At 60.8% G+C, this 14,054-nt stretch carries 15 protein-coding genes; 10 read left to right on the top strand and 5 right to left on the bottom strand.

Features of this window, described 5'->3' with window-relative positions; all coding sequences use genetic code 11:
- Positions 1-75 precede the first annotated feature (75 nt).
- From ASD32_RS05555 to glpK, 3 genes are read right to left on the bottom strand one after another with little or no spacing between them, the layout of a single operon-like run.
- Entirely contained in the window at positions 76-498 is a 423-nt protein-coding gene (locus ASD32_RS05555) for a type II toxin-antitoxin system VapC family toxin (protein ID WP_060637018.1), read from the bottom strand.
- The gene (locus ASD32_RS05550; RefSeq protein WP_060637017.1) at positions 495-800 is read right to left on the bottom strand and encodes a type II toxin-antitoxin system Phd/YefM family antitoxin; all 306 of its coding nucleotides are present in this window, start codon (positions 798-800) and stop codon (positions 495-497) included. Before ASD32_RS05550 ends, ASD32_RS05555 begins: the two co-directional genes overlap by 4 nt.
- Before the next feature lie 57 nt (positions 801-857).
- Complete coding sequence (gene glpK, locus ASD32_RS05545; RefSeq protein ID WP_060637016.1) at positions 858-2,351, bottom strand: glycerol kinase GlpK; 1,494 nt, start codon at positions 2,349-2,351, stop codon at positions 858-860.
- A 217-nt stretch (positions 2,352-2,568) separates the two neighbouring features.
- On the opposite strand from glpK, the gene xdhA reads away from it, so the two are divergent.
- The 3 genes from xdhA (at position 2,569) to xdhC (ending at position 7,375) form a co-directional block, all read left to right on the top strand.
- Entirely contained in the window at positions 2,569-4,044 is a 1,476-nt protein-coding gene (gene xdhA, locus ASD32_RS05540) for a xanthine dehydrogenase small subunit (protein ID WP_060637015.1), read from the top strand.
- A 169-nt stretch (positions 4,045-4,213) separates the two neighbouring features.
- Positions 4,214-6,556, top strand: coding sequence for a xanthine dehydrogenase molybdopterin binding subunit (xdhB, locus tag ASD32_RS05535; protein WP_060637014.1), 2,343 nt, complete (start codon positions 4,214-4,216; stop codon positions 6,554-6,556).
- A 12-nt stretch (positions 6,557-6,568) separates the two neighbouring features.
- The gene (gene xdhC / locus ASD32_RS05530; protein ID WP_060637013.1) at positions 6,569-7,375 is read left to right on the top strand and encodes a xanthine dehydrogenase accessory protein XdhC; all 807 of its coding nucleotides are present in this window, start codon (positions 6,569-6,571) and stop codon (positions 7,373-7,375) included.
- Between the two features lie 4 nt (positions 7,376-7,379).
- On the opposite strand, the gene ASD32_RS05525 is transcribed toward xdhC, so the two are convergent.
- Positions 7,380-7,964: a TetR/AcrR family transcriptional regulator gene (locus ASD32_RS05525; protein WP_060637012.1), complete on the bottom strand. Its 585-nt coding sequence runs from the start codon at positions 7,962-7,964 to the stop codon at positions 7,380-7,382.
- 83 nt (positions 7,965-8,047) lie between these two features.
- Between ASD32_RS05525 and ASD32_RS05520 the strand changes: the two genes are divergently transcribed.
- Positions 8,048-9,016, top strand: coding sequence for an alpha/beta fold hydrolase (locus ASD32_RS05520; RefSeq protein ID WP_082546653.1), 969 nt, complete (start codon positions 8,048-8,050; stop codon positions 9,014-9,016).
- Between the two features lie 46 nt (positions 9,017-9,062).
- Positions 9,063-9,356 (top strand): antibiotic biosynthesis monooxygenase, encoded by a 294-nt coding sequence (locus ASD32_RS05515; protein ID WP_060637011.1) that lies wholly within the window; start codon positions 9,063-9,065, stop codon positions 9,354-9,356.
- A 46-nt stretch (positions 9,357-9,402) separates the two neighbouring features.
- Here the strand turns inward: ASD32_RS05515 and ASD32_RS29985 are convergent, their stop codons facing one another.
- Positions 9,403-9,687, bottom strand: a complete 285-nt coding sequence (locus ASD32_RS29985; RefSeq protein ID WP_162252641.1) for a hypothetical protein — start codon at positions 9,685-9,687, stop codon at positions 9,403-9,405.
- Between the two features lie 19 nt (positions 9,688-9,706).
- Here ASD32_RS29985 and ASD32_RS05505 point away from each other — a divergent pair, with 19 nt between their 5' ends.
- The 5 genes from ASD32_RS05505 to ASD32_RS05485 all read left to right on the top strand — a co-directional run bounded on the left by ASD32_RS05505 (position 9,707) and on the right by ASD32_RS05485 (position 13,981).
- The gene (locus ASD32_RS05505) at positions 9,707-10,615 is read left to right on the top strand and encodes a LysR substrate-binding domain-containing protein (RefSeq protein WP_060637009.1); all 909 of its coding nucleotides are present in this window, start codon (positions 9,707-9,709) and stop codon (positions 10,613-10,615) included.
- A gap of 82 nt (positions 10,616-10,697) precedes the next feature.
- Complete coding sequence (puuD, locus tag ASD32_RS05500; protein ID WP_060637008.1) at positions 10,698-11,936, top strand: urate hydroxylase PuuD; 1,239 nt, start codon at positions 10,698-10,700, stop codon at positions 11,934-11,936.
- Positions 11,933-13,261: a guanine deaminase gene (guaD, locus tag ASD32_RS05495; protein WP_060637007.1), complete on the top strand. Its 1,329-nt coding sequence runs from the start codon at positions 11,933-11,935 to the stop codon at positions 13,259-13,261. The genes puuD and guaD overlap by 4 nt, the downstream gene beginning before the upstream one ends.
- Complete coding sequence (locus ASD32_RS05490; RefSeq protein WP_060637006.1) at positions 13,258-13,578, top strand: type II toxin-antitoxin system HigB family toxin; 321 nt, start codon at positions 13,258-13,260, stop codon at positions 13,576-13,578. Before guaD ends, ASD32_RS05490 begins: the two co-directional genes overlap by 4 nt.
- Positions 13,571-13,981 carry a hypothetical protein gene (locus ASD32_RS05485; RefSeq protein ID WP_060637005.1) on the top strand — a complete coding sequence of 137 codons (411 nt, stop codon included), beginning with the start codon at positions 13,571-13,573 and terminating at the stop codon, positions 13,979-13,981. Before ASD32_RS05490 ends, ASD32_RS05485 begins: the two co-directional genes overlap by 8 nt.
- The last annotated feature ends 73 nt before the right edge of the window (positions 13,982-14,054 follow it).

Raw genomic sequence — 14,054 nt, 5'->3', positions numbered from 1 at the left:
GTTTCAATAGCTCAGATAATCAAGAATGCAGGCAGATCCCAGCGCGGCGGTTGAAACAGTGCGTTTCCAGTTGGCTCAGGATTCCCAGGGATTGAGGAGAGGCACCCCCGTATCCGTGAAATCCCGGATATTGCGGGTTACCACCGTCAGGCCGTAATGGAGCGCGGTGGCGGCAATGATCGCATCCCGCTCCGGCCGCTTGTCGGAAACATGCAATCCGGCACAGGCAAGCGCCACCGCATTGTCAAACGCGAGAATGCGATCTTCAAAGACCCTGGGAATATAATCGGATATCCAGGCTTTGACATGCGCAGCCTGCAGCGGGTCACGTCGCTTCAACGACAGATAACCGACCTCCAGCTCCATGATCGTGATAACCGAGAGATACATTGCTTGCGGATCGACGGTCTCGACCCAAGCTATAACGCCCGGGTGACATCTGCCGCCGGCAGCCTTGCGAAACTCTGAGATAACGTTGGTATCCAGAATAAACTTCACGAGAAGTCCGGAGTCTTAAGGCCCCAGTCCCCCTTCATTTCCGGAAACTCGAAATCGTCATCCACCTTATCCAATCCCGGCATGGCGAGAAGTTCGAGGATGTTTTTCCTGTGGTTTCGGCCGGAAGCGTTGGAATCCGTGAGATCGTTTCCGTCGCGTGTCAGCTTCTGGTAGTCCTCGATCGACAAGAGCACATGCGCCGGCCGCCCCCGGTCGGTGATGAACACCGGCCCATCCGCTGCAGCCTTCTTCGCCCGGCCCGTATCCTGATTGAACTCCCGGCTGGAAAATGTGGTGCTCATCGGCGCCTCCATGGATGTAGCAACGTTACTACAGGTGGCGATCGAGGACAATATTATCTAGGCGTCGCTCAGCGTTCGCTTCACCGCATTGCGCCAACCTTTCAGCTTTCCGGCCCGCGTCTTCTCATCCATCGTGGGCTCAAACCGCTGATCTCTCGCCCAGGATTTGGCGAACTGCTTCTGGTTTGGCCAGACCCCTGCCTGACTGCCGGCAAGCCAGGCGACGCCGAGCGCGGTGGTTTCAAGAATGGTCGGCCGGTCGACGGGTGCGTCGAGCAGATCGGACAGGCGCTGCATCGTCCAGTCGGAGGCGACCATGCCGCCATCGACGCGCAGCACGGTTTCCCGTCCGTCGCTCTTCCAGTCCTTGTGCATGGCATCGAGCAGGTCGCGCGTCTGGTAGCAGACGGCCTCGAGCGCTGCGCGGGCGAACTCGGCCGGGCCGGTATTGCGCGTCATGCCGAAAATGGCACCGCGTGCATCCGGATCCCAATGCGGCGCGCCAAGGCCGGTAAAGGCCGGCACGAGATAGACCTCCTGCGACGGATCGGCGCTCTCAGCCAATGTGCCGGTATCGGGGGCGGCCTTGATGACCTTCAGCCCATCGCGCAGCCATTGCACGGCGGCACCGGCGACGAAGATCGAGCCTTCCAGCGCATAGGTGGTTTCGCCGTCAAGGCGGTAGGCGATTGTCGTCAAGAGGCGGTTTTTCGAGCGGACGATATCCTTGCCCGTGTTCAAAAGCGCAAAGCAGCCCGTGCCATAGGTCGATTTCATCATGCCCGGCTCAAAGCAGGCCTGGCCGATAGTGGCCGCCTGCTGATCGCCGGCAACGCCGAGGATGGGGATTTCAGCGCCGAACACCGACGCATCGGTGACACCGAAATCGGCAGCGCAATCGAGAACCTGTGGCAGCATCGCCTCGGGAACCCGCAGGATTTCGAGCAGGTCGCGGTCCCAGTCATTGGTGGCGATGTTGAACATCAGCGTGCGCGAAGCATTGGTCGCGTCGGTCACGAAGGATTTGCCGCCGGTCAGCCGCCAGATCAGGAATGTATCGACCGTCCCGAAGCAGAGCTCGCCCTTGGCGCCGCGGGTGCGCGCGCCTTTGACATTGGCCAGCATCCAGGACAGTTTCGTGCCGGAAAAATACGGATCGAGCAGCAGACCGGTCTTCTTGGTGAAGGTCTTTTCCAGCCCCTGGCGTTTGAGCTTGTCACAATAGGAGGCGGTGCGCCGGTCCTGCCAGACGATGGCATTGTGGATGGCCTTGCCGCTATCGCGCTCCCAGACGACCACCGTCTCGCGCTGGTTGGTAATGCCGATGGCCGAAAGGTCGCTCGCCTTGATGCCGGCCTTGCGGATGGCTTCCTTGATCGCCCAGACGACCGTCTCCCAGATTTCCTCCGGATCGTGCTCGACCCAGCCGGATTTCGGAAAATGCTGCTTGAATTCCTTCTGGCCGGACCCGGCGATCTTCTGGTCCTTGTCGAAGACGATCGCGCGGCTCGATGTCGTGCCCTGATCGATTGCGAGAACATATCCGCTCATCTTGCCCCTCCCAACGTTTCATCTGTTCGCGGTCTCTCCTCCGCGCGCATGTCAAAAACTTCAATACGATACAAAAACGAATGTCAAACGAAAACAAAACGCAAGTAAATCTCCTCCAGACTGCGTGAAAAAGCCGGGATGCCATGGCAGAAACACAATTGTCACGGTGCCGGTTTTGGGCATAGTTTCAAGAGTCGAAATGAAAAGAAGAGACAGCATGACACAGTCCGCCGGCGGCATCCGTTTTATCCTGAACGATCGGGAGATTGCGCTGGACACTCTGCAGCCGACCGCAACGCTGCTCGATTTCCTGCGGCTCGAAAAGCGGCTGACCGGCACCAAGGAAGGCTGCGCCGAAGGTGACTGCGGCGCCTGCACCGTGCTGGTCGGGCGGCTTGCCGGCAATGATCTGGTTTATGAAAGCGTCAATGCCTGTATCCGTTTCACCGGCTCGCTGAACGCTACCCATGTCGTTACCGTCGAGCATCTGGCGGCAAGCGACGGAACGCTGCATCCGGTGCAGCAGGCAATGGTGGATTATCACGGCTCGCAATGCGGCTTTTGCACGCCCGGCTTCGTCATGTCGCTCTATGGCCTGTGGCTATCGAAGGACAATCCCAGCCGCGCCGATATCGAAAAGACGCTGCAGGGCAATCTCTGTCGATGCACGGGCTACGAGCCGATCGTCAAGGCGGCGGAAGCCGTGGCAGCGGCAAGACCCGACGCCGTGTTCGACCCGATCGTCAAAGTCCGCAAAGACATCATCGCCAGGCTGTCTGCGATCCGCTCGACGCAGACGATCCGCATGGGAAGCGCCGATGCCACCCTGATCGTGCCCGGCACGGCCGCCGATCTCGCCGAGGCGCTTTCCGATCACCCGCAGGCGACCATCGTTGCCGGCTCCACCGATGTCGGGCTCTGGGTCACCAAGCAGATGCGGGCGCTCAACCCGGTGATCTTCATCAATGGATTGGAAGACCTGCAGTTCATCCGGGAGATGGACGGCGGCATCCTGATCGGCGCAGGCGTCAGCTATTCCGCCGCCTTTTCCGCCATCTCCGCCCGCTATCCCGCCTTTGGCCGCATGCTCGACCGTCTGGGCGGCGAGCAGGTGCGCAACATGGGCACGATCGGCGGCAATGTCGCCAACGGCTCGCCGATCGGCGATACGCCGCCGCCCCTGATCGCGCTGGGGGCGAGCGTCAATCTGCGTTCGAAAGCGGGTGAGCGCACCGTGCCGCTTGAGAGCTATTTCATCGACTATGGCCGCCAGGACCGCAGGCCCGGCGAATTCGTCGAGAGCATTTTCGTGCCTGATCTGCCGAACGGCGATCATTTCGCCGTCTACAAGATTTCCAAACGCCGCGACGAGGACATTTCCGCGCTCTGCGGCGCTTTCCGCATTGCGCTCGATAACGGCAACATCGTCACTTCAGCCCGGATCGCCTTTGGCGGCATGGCCGGGACGCCAAAGCGGGCCGAACATGTCGAGGCGGCGCTGATCAACAAGCCGTGGACCGAGGAAACGGTCAAGGCGGCTCAGGCGGCCTTCGACCTGGATTACCAGCCGCTCACCGACTGGCGCGCGACGGCCGGATACCGGATTTTGACGGCGAAGAATTTGCTGTTGCGGTTCTTGCTGGAGACGGCGGGACAAAAGGCGGAACTCGTCCGCTTCGAGGTGACGGCATGAGCGCAGGCTGCGGCTTTCCTCTTCTCCCCAGCGGGGAGAAGTGCCGAGTGAAACGAGGCGATGAGGGGGTCTTGCGGCAAACTCCGGTTTGCGTGGCTCCCCCTCATCCGGCCCTTCGGGCCACCTTCTCCCCGCTGGGGAGAAGAGACAGATGCGAAGGACCCTGCTGATGGACAATTCCACCTTCGAGGAGCGCAAGACCATTGCCGGATCCATGCATTCGACCCTGCGCCATGACAGCGCCCACAAGCATGTGTCGGGCACCGCTGATTATATCGACGACATCCCGGAACCGGCGGGGACGCTGCACGGGGCGCTGGGCATGACCGACCGCGCGCATGCGCAGATCGTCGCCATGGACCTGTCCGATGTCGAAGCCACGCCCGGCGTCGTCTGCGTGCTGACGGCCAAGGACATGCCGCATTCCAACGATATCAGCCCCAGCCATCTCGACGACGAACCGGTGCTGGCAGACGGTCTGGTGCAGTTTCACGGCCAGCCGGCATTCGCCGTCATCGCCGAAACCCGCGACATCGCGCGGCGCGCTGCCCGCATGGCGAAGATCACCTATCGCGACCTGCCGCATCACACGGATATTCTCGACGCTCTGGAAAACGGCGCCGACGTCGTCACCAAGCCGCTGACCTTGTCGCGGGGCGATGCTGAGGCCGAACTGGAGCTTGCGCCGCGCCGCCTCACCGGCCGGATGCGGATCGGCGGGCAGGAGCATTTCTACCTCGAAAGCCATATCGCCATGGCCATTCCCGGCGAGGACGACGACATCACCGTCTGGTCTTCCACCCAGCATCCAAGCGAAGTGCAGCACATGGTCGGCCATGTCCTGGGCGTTCCCTCCAATGCGGTCACCGTGCAGGTGCGGCGGATGGGCGGCGGTTTCGGCGGCAAGGAAACGCAAGGCAACCAGTTTGCCGCACTCGCCGCCGTCGCCGCCAAGAAACTGAAGCGCGCCGTCAAGTTCCGGCCCGACCGCGACGAGGACATGACCGCAACCGGAAAGCGTCACGACTTCCTCGTCGATTACGATGTCGGCTTCGATGACGACGGCCGCATTCATGCGGTGAAGGCCAATTATGCGGCACGCTGCGGCTACTCTTCCGACCTCTCCGGCCCGGTCACCGACCGCGCCCTCTTCCATGCCGACAGCTCCTATTTCTATCCGCATGTGAAACTGACCTCGCAGCCCTTGAAGACCCATACCGTCTCCAACACCGCCTATCGCGGTTTCGGCGGGCCGCAGGGCATGGTGGGCGGCGAGAGGATCATCGAGGAGATCGCCTATGCGCTGGGCAAGGACCCGCTGGAGATCCGCAAGCTGAATTTCTATGGCGAGAAAGGCTCCGGCCGCGACCTCACGCCCTATCACCAGCAGGTGGAAGACAATATCATCCAGCGCATTGTCGCCGAACTGGAGGAAAGCGCCCATTATCAGGCGCGGCGCAAGGCGGTCATCGATTTCAACGAGACCAGCCGCATCATCCGCAAGGGTATCGCGCTGACGCCGGTCAAATTCGGCATCTCGTTCACCATGACCGCCTTCAACCAGGCGGGCGCGCTGGTGCATGTCTATCAGGACGGGTCGATCCATCTTAACCATGGCGGCACCGAGATGGGCCAGGGGCTCTACACCAAGGTGGCGCAGGTTCTGGCCGACAGTTTCCAGGTCGATATCACCCACGTCAAGATCACCGCGACCACCACCGGCAAGGTGCCCAACACGTCGGCCACCGCCGCCTCCTCCGGCTCCGACTTGAATGGCATGGCTGCCCATGACGCTGCCCGGCAGATCAAGGAACGCCTCGTCGAGTTTGCCGCCGAACGCTGGCAGACCGATGCCGGAAACATCAGCTTCGTGCCGAACCATGTGAAGATCGGCGAGGAACTGGTGCCCTTCCCCGATTTCATCAAGCAGGCCTATTTCGCCCGCGTGCAGCTGTCGGCCGCCGGGTTCTACAAGACCCCGAAAATCCATTGGGACCGCAATACCGGCCGTGGCACGCCGTTCTACTATTTCGCCTATGGCGCCTCCGTCTCCGAGGTTTCGATCGACACGCTGACCGGCGAATACATGGTGGACCGGGTCGACGTGCTGCACGATGTCGGCAAGTCTCTCAATCCGGCGATCGATATCGGCCAGGTCGAAGGCGCCTTCGTGCAGGGCATGGGCTGGCTGACGACAGAGGAATTGTGGTGGGACGCCAAGGGGCGGCTGCGCACCCATGCGCCCTCCACCTACAAGATCCCGCTCGCCTCCGACCGGCCGAAAATCTTCAACGTCAAGCTGGCGGAATGGGCCGAGAATGCAGAAATGACCATCGGCCGCTCGAAAGCGGTCGGAGAGCCGCCGTTCATGCTGCCGATCTCGGTGCTGGAAGCCCTGTCGATGGCGGTTGCCAGCGTCGCTGGTTACCGCGAATGCCCGCAGCTCGACACCCCGGCAACGCCCGAACGCATCCTGATGGCCGTCGAGCGCCTGCGCACGGGACAAGCGTGAAGAACCTTTGACATGAATTTTGCCATCGATAGCCTCGAAGCGTTCCTTGAGCGCGAATACAAGCTGGTCATCGTCGAGATCAAGGAGACGTTCGGATCGGCGCCCCGCGAAGCCGGCACCTTCATGCTGGTCTCGCCGACCGGCGCGCACGGCACGATCGGCGGCGGCCAGATGGAGCATATGGCGATCGACCACGCCCGCGCGCTTCTGGCCGGCGTCAGCGATGCGGTCGAGATGGACATTCCGCTCGGCCCCGATATCGGCCAATGCTGCGGCGGCCGCATGGTGCTGACATTCCGCATCGGCGATGACGCCGCGCGCGTAGCACTCGACCTGAAACTCAAGGAGAAGCTGAAGGCACTGCCGCAGGTCTGGTTGTTTGGCGCCGGCCATGTCGGACGGGCGCTGGCCGATGCGCTTTTGCTCCTGCCGCTAAAAATCTTTGCGGTGGAAACGCGAAAGAACGAGCTCGACCTGATGTCGGCCGGTGCCAGCCACCGGCTGGTCGCCATGCCCGAGGCGGTCGTCAAGGATATCGCGCCAGGGTCCGCCGTCGTCATCCTGACACATGACCATGCACTGGATTTCCTGATTGCCAGGCAAGCGCTGGCCCGGAACGACCTTGCCTATATCGGCATGATCGGCTCGAAGACCAAGCGCGCAACATTTGCAAGCTGGGCAAGGCAGGAAGGCTTGACGCATGATGCGATCGCAAGGCTCATCCTGCCCATTGGCGGCAAGACCGTCAGCGACAAGCGCCCCGCAGTGATTGCCGCCATGACTGCAGCCGAGATCCTTGCCGCGCTGAATGCGCAGTAAACGTCTAGGCGGACGCCGCACGCGCGCGGATCAGCGCATGCGCGGCCTCCCCCGCCGTTTCCATATAGGAGGGGTCGCGGTGCAGCAGGACGACGGCAAAGGACCCGTCGAGCAGCAGAACTGTCTGGCGGGCTAGCGTCCGGGAATGCGCCTTAAGGTCCGCCGCCTCGAAGACGCCGCTCAACCAATCCTCGACCCGCCGCTTGTGCGCAGCGCCGATCTTCATCGCCGGATGGCCGGGCATATTGGCAAGTTCGGCGGATGTGCGCAGAAAGCCGCAACCCTTCCAGCGTGGATGCCGGGCCGCTCGCGCCAGGTTGAAAAACACGCCCCGCACCTTGTCGGCGGCATCACCGTCCGTTTCCGCAAACCACCGTTTGAACAGAGCAAGGTTGGGCTGGTCGCGCATGTCGAGATAGGCGGCGATCAGATCATCCTTGCTGTCGAAATGATAGTAGAGCGTGCGCTTGGTGATCCCCGCCTTTTCCGCCACCGCATCGACGCTGACGGCGCGGATCCCCTCGCTGTAGAACAGCTTGGAGGCAGCAGATACAATGCGGTCGCGGGTGGAAAGAGCAGGAGTTGCCATGGCTGAATGTATACCGACCAGTGAATATACACAAGCGGCAGCCGGGCCTATGCTCATCCCAGCAGAACCGCCGGAGAAAGAGCATGCTGGAGATAGAGGCGAGACCGGTCGCAATCGTCTGTGAGGACGGTGTGCGGCTTGGCGGCCATCTATGGGAAGGCTTGGGCAACGGCGCATGCGGCGCCGTGGTGATCAATCCCGCAACCGGCGTTTTGGCGCGTTACTATCATCCCTATGCGCGGTTTCTGGCCGGTCACGGCTTCACCGTGCTGACCTATGACTATCGCGGCATCGGCCAGTCCCGGCCCGCAACCTTGCGCGGCTGTCACGTTCGCTGGGCCGACTGGGGCGAACAGGATTTTGCCGCTGCGCTGGACTATCTCCATGCCCATGCGCCGGATGGCCCAAGGCTCGTGGCCGGCCACAGCATCGGTGGTTTCCTGCCAGGCCTTGCCCGCAATGCACCGCTGATCGACCGCATGCTCACCATCGGCGCCCAATATGCCTATTGGCGGGATTACGCCCCTGCCCGGCGCCTGCGGCTTCTATTCAAATGGCACATCGTCATGCCGCTCCTGACAGCGCTCTGCGGATATTTTCCCGGCAAAGCGCTCGGCTGGCTGGAAGACCTTCCGGCAGGCGTGGCGAATGACTGGAGCTTCCGGCGGGCGCGGATGGAACTGAGCCATCCCCATCAAGACCGGGCGGATATCTTGAAGCGTTTCGCGGATGTCACCGCCGAGATTCTGGCTATCGGCGTCACCGATGACGAGATCGCAACCCCAAAAGCCATCCGCCGGGCACTCGCGTATTACCGCAATGCCAATTTCGTCGAAGCCGCCTTGTCGCCCGCCGATCTCGGCGTGGATCGGCTTGGCCATTTCAGCCTCTTTCACAAGCGCCATGCCGCCGGGTTCTGGCTGGATAGCCTCATCTGGCTGCGCGACGGCATCAATCCCTGGCCGGGAAAACCTTTCGAGAGCCTGATTGACACAGGCAAGGACGAAGCATTCGCCAACCGCTGCTACATTAAAAGCAAGGGCATGATGTGACGCGGCACATCCAGCGTAAATGCCTTCCAACTCTTCAAGGGAAACCATGCCTTACGTCCTGATCATCCACGAGGTCGCCGACTATTGCGCCTGGAAATCCGTCTTCGACGCCGCTGCCGGCATTCGCCGCGCGGCCGGAGAAATCGCCTATCAGGTGCTGAAATATGACACCGATCCCAACCGGATCGTTCACTTCTCGCAATGGCGATCGTTGAGAGCCGCCAGAGACTTCTTCGAGTCGCAGAAGCTGATCGAAATCCGCGCGAAGGCTGGGGTCAAGGCGCCGGAATTCATCTATCTCGACCAGATGGAAAGCGGTGTCCTGGACGGATCCTACTAAAATCCCGCCGCCAGACCATCGGACATGCTCCGGCGGCGAACGGCTCTTACCGGGTCAAATCCGAATCCGCGCGCGAATCCCGCCCGTCTAGAAAACCCAGGTCTCTTTTCATGTATTCCGACATGACTTCGAAATCGAGCGTGGGATGCCTGGACGCTGGCCGGCGCAGCAGCCCGCCCAGCCAAAAAAGCCATCCGGCCTTGCGCGTTTGCGGTATTGGTTGATATTTTTCAATTGCTTGGCAATCCATGACGGCACCTGTCGTTTTCGTGAATGTGATTGCAGCATGCGCGCAAACATGCTCCAATTCCAATCGAACAACCGTCTGCATGCATCAAGAGAACTTATCCATGAAAATGTCGAAACAGTTTCCATTGAATGCCCTGCGCGTGTTTGAAGCAGCAGCGAGGCTCGGGAGCTTCACCAAGGCGGGCGCCGAGCTGGGCATGACCCAGACGGCAGTGAGCTACCAGATCAAGCTGATCGAGGAGAATGTCGGCGAGCCGCTCTTCCTCAGACGCCCGCGCCAGATCGTGCTGACCGACGTCGGCCAGCAGCTCGCGCCGCGTGTCAGCGAAGCTTTCGAGATGCTGCAGGAAGCCGTCTCCGCCGCCCGGGGCGATATCAACAGCGCGCTTCTGATCAACTCCACGCCGACTTTCGCCTCGCAATGGCTTGCCCGCAACATTGGCAGCTTTCAGCTCGCGCATCCCAACATCGCGGTGCGGCTGACCACCACCGACAAGGTGATCGACCTCATCGCCGAATCGACGGATCTTGCCATCCGCGCCGGCATCGGCGTCTGGCCGGGGCTCGACTGCCACCCTCTGATGCAAATCGAGTTCTCGCCGATGCTCAGCCCGGCGCTCGCCGAGACGATCGGCGGCATCCACGAACCGCGCGATCTGTTGAAACTGCGCATCATCGATGCCGCCGACCCCTGGTGGCGCTTATGGTTTTCGGCAGCCGGGGTCAGCGATCCGGACCTTGAAGGGCGGCCGACCAGCCGGCTCGGAGCACAGAGTTTTGAGGCGCGCGCAGCGGTCGCGGGGCAAGGCGTTGCCATTCTGACGCCGGATTTCTATCCCGACGACATTGCCCTTGGCAGGCTCTATCAGCCGTTCGAACTGCGCTGCAATGATGGCCACAATTACTGGCTCGCCTATCCGCATGCACGCCGCAACACGCCGAAAATCCGCATGTTCCGCGATTGGATTCTGGGCGAACTCAACCCCAACGCCAACACCTTTGGCAAATAGCGCGTGACGATCAAAACGGGCCCTTCCCCCACCGGGGATTTTTGCGCAAGGTGTGCGGACGAAGCATGGAAGGGGACCCTGTATGTATGAATTCGCCATCGCCTGGGAATGGCTGGCTTTTGCCGTTCGCTGGCTGCATGTGATCACGGCGATTGCCTGGATCGGCTCGTCCTTCTACTTTATCGCGCTCGATCTCGGCCTGGTGAAGCGTGATCATCTGCCCGCCGGCGCCTATGGCGAGGAGTGGCAGGTGCATGGCGGCGGCTTCTATCATATCCAGAAATATCTGGTCGCGCCCGCCACCATGCCGGAGCACCTGACCTGGTTCAAATGGGAGAGCTATGCCACTTGGCTTTCCGGCTTTGCCATGCTCTGTCTCGTCTATTATGGCGGCGCCGATCTCTTTCTGGTGGACCGGCATGTGCTGGATATTTCCTCAACCACGGCGATTGCGATCTCGCTTGCCTCGCTTGCCATCGGCTGGATCTTCTACGATCTGCTGTGCAAGTCGCCGCTCGGCAGGAACACCTGGACACTGATGGGCGTTCTCTACGTCGCTCTCGTCCTCATGGCCTGGGGCTATACGCAGGTGTTTACCGGCCGCGCCGCCTTCCTGCATCTGGGTGCGTTTACGGCGACCATCATGTCTGCCAATGTCTTCTTCATCATCATGCCGAACCAGCGCGTCGTCGTCGCCGACCTGATTGCCGGGCGCACGCCGGACCCGAAATATGGCGTGATTGCCAAGCAGCGCTCGCTGCACAACAACTACCTGACCCTGCCCGTCATTTTCTTCATGCTGTCCAACCATTACCCGCTGGCCTTCGCCACCGCCTATAACTGGGTGATTGCAGCACTGGTCTTTCTGATGGGCGTCACCATCCGGCACTGGTTCAACACCACCCATGCCCGGAAGGGACGGCCGACCTGGACCTGGATCGTTACCCTCATTATTTTCATCGTCATCATCTGGCTATCGACGGCGCCGAAAGTGCTGACCGGCGAGGACACGGCTGAGGTTGCGCCTGCCTTCCAGCAATTTGCCGCCAATGCGCATTTCCCGGCGGTCAAGGACGCGATTTCGACGCGCTGTTCCATGTGTCATGCGGCAGAGCCGGTCTACGAGGGCATCAACCGCGCGCCGAAGGGCGTGATGCTGGAAAACGACGCCGAGATTGCAGCCCATGCCCGCGAAATCTATATCCAGGCCGGACGCAGCCATGCGATGCCGCCCGGCAACATCACCGACATGACAAACGACGAACGCAGGCTTGTGACCGCATGGTTCGAAAGCGCTGTTTCGGAAGGCAAGACTGAATGACCGCCACCCTTATTCGCGCCCGCACCCTCAGTTTCAGCCGCGCCCCCGTGAGCCTTGATGACACCGGCGCTTTTTCCTACCAGGCCGACGGTGCGCTGCTGGTCGAAAATGGACTGATCCTTGCCAGCGGCAGCTATGCGGCGGTGAAGGCGCAAGCGGCCGAAGACGTCCTGGAAATCGACCACCGCCCGCATCTCATCCTGCCGGGCTTCATCGACACCCACCTGCATTTCCCGCAGATGCAGGTTATCGGCTCCTATGCCGCCAATCTTCTGGAATGGCTGAACACCTACACGTTTCCGGAGGAATGCCGTTTCGTCGAGACGGCGCATGCCGAGCGGATCGCCGGAAAATTCTTCGACGAGATGGTCCGCCACGGCACGACGACGGCGGTTGCCTATTGCTCGGTGCACAAGGCCTCTGCCGATGCCTTTTTTGGCGAAGCGCTTGATCGCAACATGCGCATGATCGCCGGCAAGGTGATGATGGACCGCAATGCGCCGCAGGGCCTGCTCGACACGCCGGAAATGGGCTATGACGAAACCCGCGCCGTCATTAAACAATGGCACGGCAAGGGCCGCAACCACGTCGCCATCACCCCGCGCTTTGCCATCACCTCGACGCCGGAACAGATGTCGGCGGCAGAAGCCCTGGTGCGCGAGTTTCCGGACCTGCATGTGCAGACGCATCTCTCGGAAAACCGTGACGAGATCGACTTCACGTGCGCCCTCTACCCGGACGCCCTCGACTATACCGACGTCTATGCCCGCTACGGCCTGCTCGGCCCAAAGACGCTGTTTGGCCATGCGATCCATCTATCGGAGCGGGAAACGGACGCGATGAGCGAAACGGGCTCGGTCGCCGTGCACTGCCCGACCTCCAACCTCTTTCTCGGCTCCGGCCTGTTTCCGCTGCGGCGGCTGATGAACCGGCAAAAACCCGTGCGCATCTCCTTCGCCACCGATATCGGCGGCGGCACCAGCTATTCGATGCTGCGCACCATGGACGAGGCCTACAAGATCCAGCAATTGCAGGGCGAACGCCTGAACCCGTTCGAAAGTGCCTATTTCATGACGCTCGGCAACGCACAGGCTCTGTCGCTCGAAGACAGGATCGGCACGCTCGACCCCGGTACCGATGCCGATTTCATCGTGCTCAACATGGCTGCGACCCCGGCCATGGCGCTGAAGGCAGAAGTGGTGACCTCGCTCGCCGAAGAACTGTTCCTGTTGCAGACCATGGGGGACGACCGGGCGATCGTCGAAACCTATGTGGCGGGCGTCGCGGCGAAGACGGGGCTCAATAGAGATCCCAATGTATCATGAGGATCATCGCGCGCCGTACATTGCTTCAATTTGTCGAGGGGCTGACCGGCAGGCGTGATCATGCGGCCGTTAAAGATGCTGTTGAACTGTGGTACGATCGAGCGAACAAAGCCCGCTGGCGCAATAGTGCTGATGTAAAACAGACATTTGCGACGGCAAGTATCGTCAACTCTGAGCGCATCGTCTTCAATATCAAGGGAAACGACTACCGGCTCATTGTTGCCATCGACTTCGAAAAGTCGATCATATGGATTAAATGGATCGGCAGTCACAAGGACTACGACCAACTGGACGCCGCAAGGGTGCGCTATGATTGAGATAAAGCCTATTCGATCTAAAGAGGATTATGAGCTGGCTCTGAACTCCATCGCAGAACTTTGGGGCGCGCCTTCGGGGACACCGCAGGGCGATCAGCTCGATGTTATCGCGACGCTGGTAGACGCCTATGAGCGCGAACATTTTCCTATCGGCACGCCGAGTGCCGAAGCGATTGCGGCTTTCGACGAGGAGCAGAATCAAGCCAGACATACGACTGTCGAACCGCAGCTGAAATTTCAGATTTTGAAAGATCCAGCCGGGCTTTTCTCATTCCGCCTGCTGCGGGCAACCGAGATCGTACTTCATTCCGAAACGTTCGCAACAAAGGACGATGCGATCCGCACCATTAAGCTTTTGCAACAGGACGCAGCCCATTCGGAAATCATCGATATTGCAGCGTGAGCACAAGAGGTAAAATAATTTTACCTCTTGTCGTTTCTGCCCTTAACATCGGTTTCTAAAACATGGTATGGCC

It is taken from the genome of Rhizobium sp. Root483D2 (genome assembly GCF_001426685.1).
Classification (GTDB): domain Bacteria; phylum Pseudomonadota; class Alphaproteobacteria; order Rhizobiales; family Rhizobiaceae; genus Pararhizobium; species Pararhizobium qamdonense.
The sequence above is the reverse complement of the archived record's forward strand: the minus strand, read 5'-3'. Positions and strand labels throughout refer to the sequence as shown.